General features: G+C 70.6%; 9 protein-coding genes. 4 read left to right on the top strand and 5 right to left on the bottom strand.

Annotation, left to right across the window (positions count from 1 at the left end; translation table 11 throughout):
• A partial coding sequence (locus tag AN218_RS32760; RefSeq protein WP_070020659.1) for an FAD-dependent monooxygenase occupies positions 1-1,585 on the bottom strand: 1,585 nt, incomplete at its 3' end.
• Positions 1,586-1,635: 50 nt separating this feature from the next.
• Positions 1,636-2,313: an acyl-CoA-like ligand-binding transcription factor gene (locus AN218_RS32755; protein ID WP_070020658.1), complete on the bottom strand. Its 678-nt coding sequence runs from the start codon at positions 2,311-2,313 to the stop codon at positions 1,636-1,638.
• A 195-nt stretch (positions 2,314-2,508) separates the two neighbouring features.
• On the opposite strand from AN218_RS32755, the gene purF reads away from it, so the two are divergent.
• Entirely contained in the window at positions 2,509-4,107 is a 1,599-nt protein-coding gene (gene purF / locus AN218_RS32750) for an amidophosphoribosyltransferase (RefSeq protein ID WP_070020657.1), read from the top strand.
• Between the two features lie 74 nt (positions 4,108-4,181).
• Entirely contained in the window at positions 4,182-5,261 is a 1,080-nt protein-coding gene (gene purM / locus AN218_RS32745; RefSeq protein WP_070020656.1) for a phosphoribosylformylglycinamidine cyclo-ligase, read from the top strand.
• A 117-nt stretch (positions 5,262-5,378) separates the two neighbouring features.
• Here purM and AN218_RS32740 read toward each other — a convergent pair whose 3' ends face one another.
• Together AN218_RS32740 and AN218_RS32735 are read right to left on the bottom strand one after the other, a co-directional pair.
• Complete coding sequence (locus AN218_RS32740) at positions 5,379-5,624, bottom strand: DUF3073 domain-containing protein (protein WP_070020655.1); 246 nt, start codon at positions 5,622-5,624, stop codon at positions 5,379-5,381.
• Positions 5,625-5,927: 303 nt separating this feature from the next.
• Positions 5,928-7,040 carry a Leu/Phe/Val dehydrogenase gene (locus AN218_RS32735; protein WP_070020660.1) on the bottom strand — a complete coding sequence of 371 codons (1,113 nt, stop codon included), beginning with the start codon at positions 7,038-7,040 and terminating at the stop codon, positions 5,928-5,930.
• 278 nt (positions 7,041-7,318) lie between these two features.
• On the opposite strand from AN218_RS32735, the gene AN218_RS32730 reads away from it, so the two are divergent.
• Both AN218_RS32730 and bldC read left to right on the top strand, forming a co-directional pair.
• Positions 7,319-8,194, top strand: a complete 876-nt coding sequence (locus AN218_RS32730; protein ID WP_070020654.1) for a DUF8083 family protein — start codon at positions 7,319-7,321, stop codon at positions 8,192-8,194.
• 539 nt (positions 8,195-8,733) lie between these two features.
• A complete protein-coding gene (gene bldC / locus AN218_RS32725; RefSeq protein ID WP_027749187.1) occupies positions 8,734-8,940 on the top strand; it encodes a developmental transcriptional regulator BldC in 207 nt (68 codons plus the stop codon).
• Between the two features lie 557 nt (positions 8,941-9,497).
• Here the strand turns inward: bldC and AN218_RS32720 are convergent.
• Positions 9,498-9,680, bottom strand: coding sequence for a DUF6274 family protein (locus AN218_RS32720; RefSeq protein WP_070020653.1), 183 nt, complete (start codon positions 9,678-9,680; stop codon positions 9,498-9,500).
• Positions 9,681-9,972 lie beyond the last annotated feature (292 nt).

Genomic DNA, 9,972 nt, shown 5'->3' with positions numbered 1-9,972 from the left:
GCAGCTCCGCGCGCTCGTCCGCGCTGGGACGTGCGGAGGACGAGGCCCAGGCGAGGTGGCAGTCGGGCCGCAGCAGCATGGCGGTCACCGGCGCGCTCCCGTCGGTGCCGCCGTCGCCGTTGCGGCCGACCGTGCCGGAGGCGCCGTCCTGCGGTCCCGCCGGCCGCGCCGTAACGGTCTCCACGCGCTCGCCCCACGCCCGTACCTCATCGGCCAGGTCCCCGTCCTCGCTCAGATCCAGCAGCAACGGCCGTGCGCTCCTGGTCAGTTCGGCGAGGCGTACGGGCCCGTCCCCGGCGTCCACGACGACGTCGGGTGCCCACGCGCCGGTGAGCGGATGCGCCGTCTTAGGACCCATGTCGTAGCGGATGTCGGCGCCCGCCATCAGCTCCCCGATGCGCCGGATGTTCGCCGGGTCCTCCAGCAGCTCCATGAACAGCGCGCGCAGCGCGGTGACTTCACTGCCCGGAGCGATCAGCGCCGACTGCGCCTGTGTGTGCATCACGACCCGCTCGGCGACGGGCCGCCGCTCCGCCTCGTAGCTGTCCAGCAGCCCCGGAGGCGCCGTGCCGAGCACCTCGGCGGCCAGCTTCCAGCCCAGATTCACGGTGTCCTGGAGACCCAGGTTGAGCCCCGGTGCGCCGATCGCGGAGTGGACGTGGGCGGCGTCGCCGACGAGCAGTACGCGGCCCGACCGGTACCGCTCGGCGAGCCGGGTGTTGCCGCTGTCGAGGCGGCGCAGCATGTGCGGCCCGTCGCCCTCGGGCGGTTCCACGGGCAGTTCGGCGCCGAGCACACGGCTCGCGCTCGCCTGCAGCTCCTCCAGCGTCATCGGCTCGTCGCCGCGCGCGTTCCGGTCCTCGCCCCACTCCGTCGCGCTGATCATCGTCGGACGGCCCGGGAAGGGCGCGTACACGAACAGCCCGTGGTCGGTGCGGTAGTGCAGAAACGGCGGTACGGGCCCGTGACCGGGGACGTTCAGACCGCCCGTCTCCGGGTCGGACAGCCAGTCCGGCAGCCGCACATGCCCGGAGCGGTGTACGGCGTCGTCCGAGGTCACGCCCGGGAAGCCGATCCCGGCCAGCTTGCGCGTGACGCTGCGCCCGCCGTCCGCCCCGACCAGGAAGCGGGCGCGCAGCCCGTACGTTCCAGCGGGACCGCGTACGTCGGCGCTCACCCCGCCCTCGTCCTGGGAGAGCCCCGCCAGTTCGTGTCCACGGCGGATCTCCACGCCGAGTTCGAGCGCGCGCTCCTCCAGGACCTCCTCGATGCGCAACTGCGGCACCCCCAGCCCGTGCAGGGGGTTGCGCTCCAGCCTGTGCAGCGCCAGCGGCATCGCGCCGAACGCGAACACCGGCCTGGTCTGCGGCAGTCCGGCGCTCCCGCTGAGCCGCTCGTGCAGCCCGCGCCGGTCGAGCATCAGCGTCACCTGGCCGATCAGACCGTTGGCCCGGTTCTCGCTGGTGCGCTGCGGCAGCCGTTCCAGCACCACGGGGCGTACTCCGGCGAGGCTCAACTCGCATGCGAGCATCAGCCCGTTCGGCCCGGCCCCCGCCACGACGACGTCCACGTCCTCGATAGTCATGCTCCCCCTCTGTCCCATCCTGTGTCTGGTTCCGTGCCGTACGCCGAGCCCTACGCGGAGCTCCCGCGGCCCTTCTTCCGCCGGGGTTCGGGCAGTCCCGCCGCGAGCTGCCCGAAGGCGTCGCGCAGCAACTCCTCGAACGGGACCGGCGGATCGGCCGCGACATACCGCTCCGAGACCACCGTCACCGCGCCCGTGACCGCGGCGGCCACCAGCTCCGGATACATCTCCCGCCCGGCGTCGGTGCCCGTACGCTCGGCGACCGCCCTCGTGAGCTCGGCCTTCGTCACTCCCGCGGCCTTGAAGAACTCGCCCTGGAGCGCCGGTTCGCCGAGCATCACCCGCACCCCGGCCGTCCAGTGCTCGTCCGGCGCCTTGCCCGCGTCCGTCGGCAGGCCGAGGGCGAAGCGCTCCAGGACCGCGTTCGTGACGGCCTCCCACAGCGGCTCGGACTCGGGGCGTGCGCGCAGCTCCTCCGCGATCTGACGTCCGCGCTCGATCTGGCGGGCGGCGACCGCCTCGGCCTTGCCGGAGAAGTAGTTGTTGAACGTACGGGGGGAGACGCCGGCCTCCGCGGCGATGTCCTCGGTCCGTACGTTCGCCAGCCCCCGCTCGACGGTGAGGCGGATGGCGGCCCAGCTCAGCGCCGTGCGGGTCTCCCGCTTCTTGCGCTCCCGCAGCCCGCTCCCGCTCCCCGCCCGGTCCTCTCCGGCGTCCCCTGCGTTCATGGGCCCGACCGTAGATAATTTTTGCGCGTCACGCAAATATTCGTACCCCGCAAAATTCCACCGGCGCCCCGGCCGCCGCCCCTGCCACCACCGCCCCGCACGGCCCCGTCACCGCAGGTAGCGGACGTGTCACCCGATTCGGTTGAGGTGTCCCCGATTCGGAGGGCCCGCGCATCCTGTCCTAGACTCGAAGACGTGCCACGTGGTGACGGACGACTCAGTCACGATCTGCTCCCCGCCGAGAAGGGTCCCCAGGACGCCTGCGGCGTCTTCGGCGTCTGGGCCCCCGGGGAAGAGGTCGCGAAGCTCACGTATTTCGGTCTGTACGCGCTGCAGCACCGCGGCCAGGAGTCCGCGGGCATCGCAGTCAGCAACGGTTCCCAGATCCTCGTCTTCAAGGACATGGGACTGGTCTCCCAGGTCTTCGACGAGACCTCCCTCGGCTCCCTGCGCGGCCATATCGCCGTCGGGCACGCCCGCTACTCGACGACCGGCGCCTCCGTGTGGGAGAACGCCCAGCCGACCTTCCGCGCCACCGGGCACGGTTCGATCGCGCTCGGCCACAACGGCAACCTGGTCAACACCGTCGAACTGGCCGACCTGGTCGCGAAGTTGTCGCCCGGGAACGGCAGCCGCGCCACCAGGGTCGCGGCCACCAACGACACCGACCTGGTGACCGCACTGCTCGCGGGCCAGACGGACGAGGACGGCACCCCGCTCACCGTCGAGCAGGCCGCGCCCGTCGTCCTGCCCCAGGTCAAGGGCGCGTTCTCGTTCGTCTTCATGGACGAGCACACGCTCTACGCCGCCCGCGACGCCCAGGGCGTGCGCCCCCTCGTCCTCGGCCGGCTGGAGCGCGGCTGGGTCGTCGCGAGCGAGACCTCCGCGCTGGACATCGTCGGCGCGAGCTTCATCCGCGAGATCGAACCGGGTGAAATGATCGCCGTCGACGAGGACGGCTTGCGCAGCACACGCTTCGCGGAAGCGAAGCCCAAGGGCTGTGTCTTCGAGTACGTCTATCTCGCCCGCCCGGACACCGACATCGCGGGGCGGAACGTTTACCTCTCCCGCGTCGAGATGGGCCGCAAGCTCGCCGCCGAGGCACCCGCCGACGCCGATCTGGTCATAGCGACACCGGAGTCCGGCACCCCCGCCGCGATCGGCTACGCCGAGGCCAGCGGCATCCCGTACGGCAGCGGCCTGGTCAAGAACAGCTATGTGGGCCGTACGTTCATCCAGCCGAGCCAGACCATCCGCCAGCTCGGCATCCGTCTGAAGCTCAACCCGCTGCGTGAGGTCATCAGCGGCAAGCGCCTCGTCGTCGTGGACGACTCGATCGTCCGCGGCAACACCCAGCGCGCCCTGGTACGCATGCTGCGCGAGGCCGGCGCTGCCGAGGTCCACGTACGGATCTCCTCGCCGCCCATCAAGTGGCCCTGCTTCTTCGGCATCGACTTCGCCACCCGCGCGGAGCTGATCGCCAACGGCCTCACCGTCGAGGAGATCGGCAAGTCCCTGGGCGCCGACTCCCTGGCGTACATCTCCATCGACGGCATGACGGACGCGACGACGATCCCCAAGTCCCAGCTCTGCCGCGCCTGTTTCGACGGCGAGTACCCGATGCCGCTGCCCGACCCCGAACTGCTCGGCAAGCATCTGCGCGAGCCCGAGCCTCCGCCCGGCGCCGAGCCCGGCACGCACCGCAGCACCGAACAGCCCTCCGTACCGGACGTCGACGGCGTGGGGACCCTCACCGCGGGAGTCGGCGGCAACGACGCCCTGCGACGCCCGTAGCCGGCCGCGCATGACCGCCCGCCCCCGCGCCGCCGTCCGTCCGCACGCCCCGACGACCCGAGAGAGCCGCCTTCATGCCTGCCGAGCCTGCTGAATCTTCCGGTGCCACCTACGCGGCCGCCGGCGTGGACATCGAGGCCGGCGACCGCGCCGTCCAGCTCATGAAGGAGTGGGTGAAGAAGGCCCAGCGCCCCGAGTCGGTGGGCACGCTCGGCGGCTTCGCGGGCCTCTTCGACGCCTCGGTCCTCAAGCGGTACGAGCGCCCGCTGCTCGCCTCGGCCACCGACGGCGTCGGCACCAAGGTCGCCGTCGCCCAGCGCATGGACCAGCACGACAGCATCGGCCACGACCTGGTGGCGATGGTCGTCGACGACCTGGTGGTCTGCGGCGCCGAGCCGCTCTTCATGACGGACTACATCTGCGTCGGCAAGGTCGTCCCCGAACGCGTCGCCCAGATCGTCAAGGGCATCGCCGAGGGCTGCGTCCTGGCGGGCTGCGCGCTCGTCGGCGGCGAGACCGCCGAGCACCCGGGCCTGCTGGGTCCCGACGAGTACGACGTCGCGGGCGCCGGCACGGGCGTCGTCGAGGCGGACGCGGTGCTGGGCGCGGACCGTATCCGTACGGGGGACGCGGTGATCGCGATGGCGTCCTCCGGCCTTCACTCCAACGGGTATTCGCTGGTGCGGCACGTGCTCTTCGAGCGCGCGGGCTGGGCCCTGGAACGCCATGTCCCGGAGCTGGGCCGCACCCTGGGCGAAGAGCTGCTGGAGCCCACGCGGATCTACTCCCTGGACTGCCTCGCCCTGACCCGTACGACCGAGGTGCACGCCTTCTCGCACATCACCGGCGGCGGCCTCGCCGGCAACCTCGCCCGCGTGGTGCCGCCCGAGCTCCACGCCCGCGTGGACCGCGGTACGTGGACGCCGGGAGCGGTCTTCGACCTCGTCGGACAGGCCGGCGAGGTCTCCCGCCCGGAGCTGGAGAGCGCCCTGAACATGGGCGTCGGCATGGTCGCGGTCGTGCCCCGGTCCGCGGAGTCCGAGGTCATCGAGACCCTCGCCGAACGCGGCGTGGACGCATGGGTCGCGGGGGAGATCACCGAGCGGGCCCCGGGCGGCGACGCCGTGACGCTGACGGGCGACTATGCGCGCTGACGCGGCGTACGGAACGGCCGCGGTGTCCGCTCCGGCGGTACGGCCCGTCTCCACAGGCCCCGGAACAGCACAGAACCCGGTCCGGCAGAAACCGGACCGGGCAGGGATCTGTGGACGTCAGCTCCGGCGGCGTCGCGCCGGATCGGAGGACCCGTCGTCCTCCTCGTCGTTGTACACGTCCGCGTACTGTGCGTACGGGTCGTCGTCACGCTCATCGTCCTCGAAGCGGTCGCCGTTCGGCGGCTCGTTCGACGTCGATGCGCCCAGCTCCTCGGCCAGGCGCGACAGGTCCGTCCCACCGCTGTTGTACTTCAGCTGGCGGGCGACCTTCGTCTGCTTGGCCTTGGCCCGGCCGCGCCCCATGGCTCGACCCCCTCAACGACGGGGCTCGACGGCCCCAGAGTCTTGACACGCGTTCACAATTCAGAGCGGACCCTCGAAGGAGAGACCGGCCCGTAGGGCTTCAACGGTACCTGCTTCCGACGCCGTACGGTACGCCGCCCGCACGACACGGCCGCCGGCAGACGTCGCCGGTGGCTCTCTCTTCGCTGGTCAGCTCTTATTTTACCGTGCGTCCGAGTGTCGACCCGCCGAGGGGCCGGGGCAAGGGTCCCGGCGGACCGGGCGTGTGACGTCTCCGCCGGCGGCCCCTGGCGTTCCGGTCGCTCAGACCTCGCCGCCGGAGGGCCCGGCGGCCATCAGCGACTCGGCGATACGGTCCGCCGCCGCGGCCGGAGGCACTCCGTCCGTCGCCGCACGCTCGAAGATCGAGAGCGTGGTGTCGAAGATCTTTGCAGCCTTTGCTTTGGCACGGTCGAAGTCGAAGCCGAGCAACTCGTCGGCGACCTGGATCACGCCGCCGGCGTTGACGACATAGTCCGGCGCGTAGAGGACGCCGCGGCCGGAGAGGTCCTTCTCGACGCCGGGGTGCGCGAGTTGGTTGTTGGCCGCTCCGCAGACCGCCTTCGCGGTCAGCACCGGGACCGTCGCGTCGTCCAGGGCGCCGCCCAGGGCGCAGGGGGCGTAGACGTCCAGGCCCTCGGCGCGCACCAACGCCGCGGTGTCGGCGACGGCCTCGACCTCGGGGTGCTCCGCCCGTACCCGCTCGACCGCGTCGGGGCGTACGTCCGTCACCAGCACCCGTGCGCCGTCCTGGAGCAGGTGGTCCACGAGGATGCGGCCGACCTTGCCGACGCCCGCGACGCCGACCGTACGGCCGCTGAGCGTGGGCGACCCCCACAGGTGCTGGGCGCTGGCGCGCATGCCCTGGAAGACGCCGAAGGCGGTGAGCACCGAGGAGTCGCCCGCGCCGCCCTGCTCGGGGGAACGGCCGGTGGTCCAGGGGCACTCGCGGGCGATCACGTCCATGTCCTGGACGTACGTGCCGACGTCGCACGCCGTGACGTAACGGCCACCGAGCGAGGCCACGAAACGTCCGTAGGCGAGCAGGAGTTCTTCGGTCTTGACCTTGTCGGGATCGCCGATGATCACGGCCTTGCCGCCGCCGTGGGCGAGGCCCGCCATCGCGTTCTTGTAGGACATTCCGCGAGCGAGGTTCAGCGCGTCCAGCAGCGCGGCCTCCTCGGGCTGTTCGTGCCCCGCGTAGGGGTGGAACCTCGTACCGCCCAGGCCGGGGCCGAGGGCGGTGGAGTGGAGGGCGATGACTGCCTTGAGGCCGCTGGCGCGGTCCTGGCACAGCACGACTTGCTCGTGCCCGCCCAGCTCGGACCGGAAGAGGGTCCGCAGGATCCCGTTGCCACTGGCTCCGTCGGCGCTGATGGTGGGCGCCGCGGCGTGCTGTGGGGAGGGACGTACGTCAGCCACGGTGGTGACTCCTGATGTCGCGGTTGTACGCCCTCTTTGTCGCCTTCCGGGCTTGTGGCGCGGATCGGCGGGGAGGGCCGGTCGACAGCAGGGTACGACCTGCGCGCGGCCGAATCGTTGCGGTGCCACGATCGGTGGTAGTCAACTGTCCTGCGGGCCCGCCAGGCCAGGGCGGCGGGTCCGGGCTCCCGCACCACGCGGGAGCTCCTGTTCGCGAACCGTGGAGGAAACGCGTGGCTCAGCAGGCGTCCGTCATCGTCCCGTACGCGGCGTATCTGCGGGTGTACGAGCCACTGGCCGCCTTCCCGGAACCGGAGCGGGCGCACTGGGTGCGGTACGCCAAGCGGGACCGAGTGCCCACCGCCCAGGACGAGTTGAGGCGGTCGCTCGCGGATCTGCTGCCGGTGCCGCCGGTCGCGGTGCCCGTGCGCGAGAGCGCGGACGCTTTCGTCGCGGAGGTGGACGGCGTGGTCTGCGTGTGCCCCTGGCGGACCCGGCTGCGGGGCTGGCAGGCGCTCGCGGCGCTGTCCCAGGCGGCCGGTGAGCAGGAGGTCGCGATGCCGCAGACGGTGCTGGACGCGGCGGTGCCTCCCGTCGTACGGCGCCAGGCCGCAGCCGACTACGAGCGCTGGCTGACGCGCAATCCCGACGCCCGCCCGTGGATCCGTACGGCGCTGTGGCACGTGCCCGTGCGATGGTTCGTTCTTTTTTCTTCGGAAGAGAAAGAGTTTGCGAAGCCTGGAACGGGTGAGGAGAGCGTTCAGCAGTTCGTCCTTCGCTATCGCACGCCGATGGTCCAGGCGAGGCGCCGTCTCGCCCGTGGTCTGAAGGTGCTCCGCGAGGAGTTGGAGGAGGGGCCGCTCGTCGACGGCCTGGTCGACGTGGGCAGATGGCTGGAGGAGTTCCATCCGCGGTCCCTCGTCGAACTGGACTACGGCGGTCTGGCGCACGCGATCCCTGAAGATCAGCTTGCCGACGACGACTCCGCGGCGGATGTGGCGGAGGGCATCGCGGCACTGCGCGAAGGGGACGGGGAGCGGGCCGGCGTCGCCTACGAGCGGCTCACGGACCGCTGGCGTGCTGTGAGAGAACTGCAGTTCGCCAACTGACTACGCGGGTTCGCTCCGTGAGGTTCACGTTCGTGGTTGTGTTCGTGAACTGAACGCGGACGGGGGCCAACGGGGTTGCGCACGTCACGGACCTCCAGGACCAAGGTCCCGAAAGGGGCCAAAGCCTCAAGCGTGACGGACAGCACTTTCCGGGGCCTTGCTCTCAGAGCCGTCCCTCGTGTCAAAATAGGACAAGGAGTTCGACGGGGGCTCCATCCGTCCAACTATGGTCAGAAAGATCGGTATTGCCCACCTTGGTGGGGCTGGTGCTGCTTGATCCCGCTGTGACTGTTCGTCACAGCGGAGTGACTGTCCGCTATGAGGCGGTCCATCGGCTTCCGTTGAGGTTCAACACCTCAGAGGGCAATTCCATCGGTTTGGCCGACGTGGCTGGACAGATGGTGTAGTTGTAGTGCCGAGGACAAGCCGTTCGTCCTATAACCGACTCGGCTCGCGTACGTCCATATCGGACATCGCGGGCCAAGGTGCAGAATTCAAGGAAAGAACCGTATGGTTCGGTTCCTCCGAGGAGGCCGCTCATGACCGCTCGCACCCCTGATGCCGAGCCGCTGTTGACCCCGGCTGAGGTTGCCACGATGTTCCGCGTGGACCCGAAGACGGTCACACGCTGGGCAAAGGCAGGCAAACTCACGTCGATCCGCACGCTCGGTGGTCATCGCCGCTACCGCGAGGCGGAGGTGCGCGCACTGCTCGCGGGCATCCCGCAGCAGCGCAGTGAGGTTTGATCAGGCGAAATAACTGCATATCAGGGCGCATTCGGGGCCCTCACTCCGAATCCACGCCCGAGGCAAGAGACATCAGGCCGCTGTCCCCAACGGCGCTTGATCGTTGATCGCGCTGGACTCCGCCGGGTCCGGCGCGATCTTTTTGTTGCCCGGACGTACGAGGTCGGGAGCGGTGACGTGCCGGCCGGCGGTGCGCCGCGGAGGGTGGCCGCGCGTTCTCGACTGCCGTGGCACGAGGGGGAGTTGGGGCCCGGCTACGTCGGATGGGGAGTGCCGTGGAGACGCAGGGTGCGTAGTGCAATTGCACATATTAAATTGGCGCTTGGTGAGAAGGGTGTAAGTTCCCCCACATCCACAACGGAATCGGTGACTCCCGTCACATCTGCTGCCACTTGTGAGTCAGGGCCACTGTGAGGTAGTGGATCGACGCTCGTCAGCGGGATGCCGACAGCTTCACACCCCTCACCGAACTGCCTTATGCGGAACCGGTGTTGATGAGTTGGACGCGGGGGACGGGCGTGGGTGCCGAACCGTCCGGGCGTACGGCCGGGGTGCCTTCACTCTCCGTCGGCCCGTGCGCCGCCGGGCCCGTCCGTGGAGTGCTCCATCGCCAGGCGCAGCAGCCGGTGGCAGATCGGGCAGTGCCGGGTCGCGTGCCGGTAGCGGGTGGCGGCCGCCAGATGCGCCCGCAGGAGCGCCCGGGTCTCATGTCGCCGTGGGCCGCGCAGAGTTGTCCCCATTGGTTACCCCACCTCCCCATACGAGAAGTACCCGCAGGGCGGTGCAGCGTCAAGGCGTGCAGGACCGGCGCACGGAGCATCCGCCGAGCCGCTGAGAGCGCCTGTGACGCCTCTGCGGGGCGCCTGACGGGGTTTCAGTCCTGCGAGTGCGGTCGCGGGCCTCAGAGTGGCGGCACGCGGACTCGGGGCGGAGCGGCGGACCGTTCCGCCCGTACGCGTCGTCCGTCTCGTCCGCGCCGCACCCGGTCCCGTACCAACAGCGCCGCGGCCCGCCCCAGTTGAGGGGACGGGC

It is taken from the genome of Streptomyces nanshensis, from assembly GCF_001751255.1.
Taxonomy (GTDB): Bacteria; Actinomycetota; Actinomycetes; order Streptomycetales; family Streptomycetaceae; genus Streptomyces; species Streptomyces nanshensis_A.
Note: the sequence above shows the minus strand (reverse complement) of the source record. Positions and strands in the feature narration are given on the sequence as shown.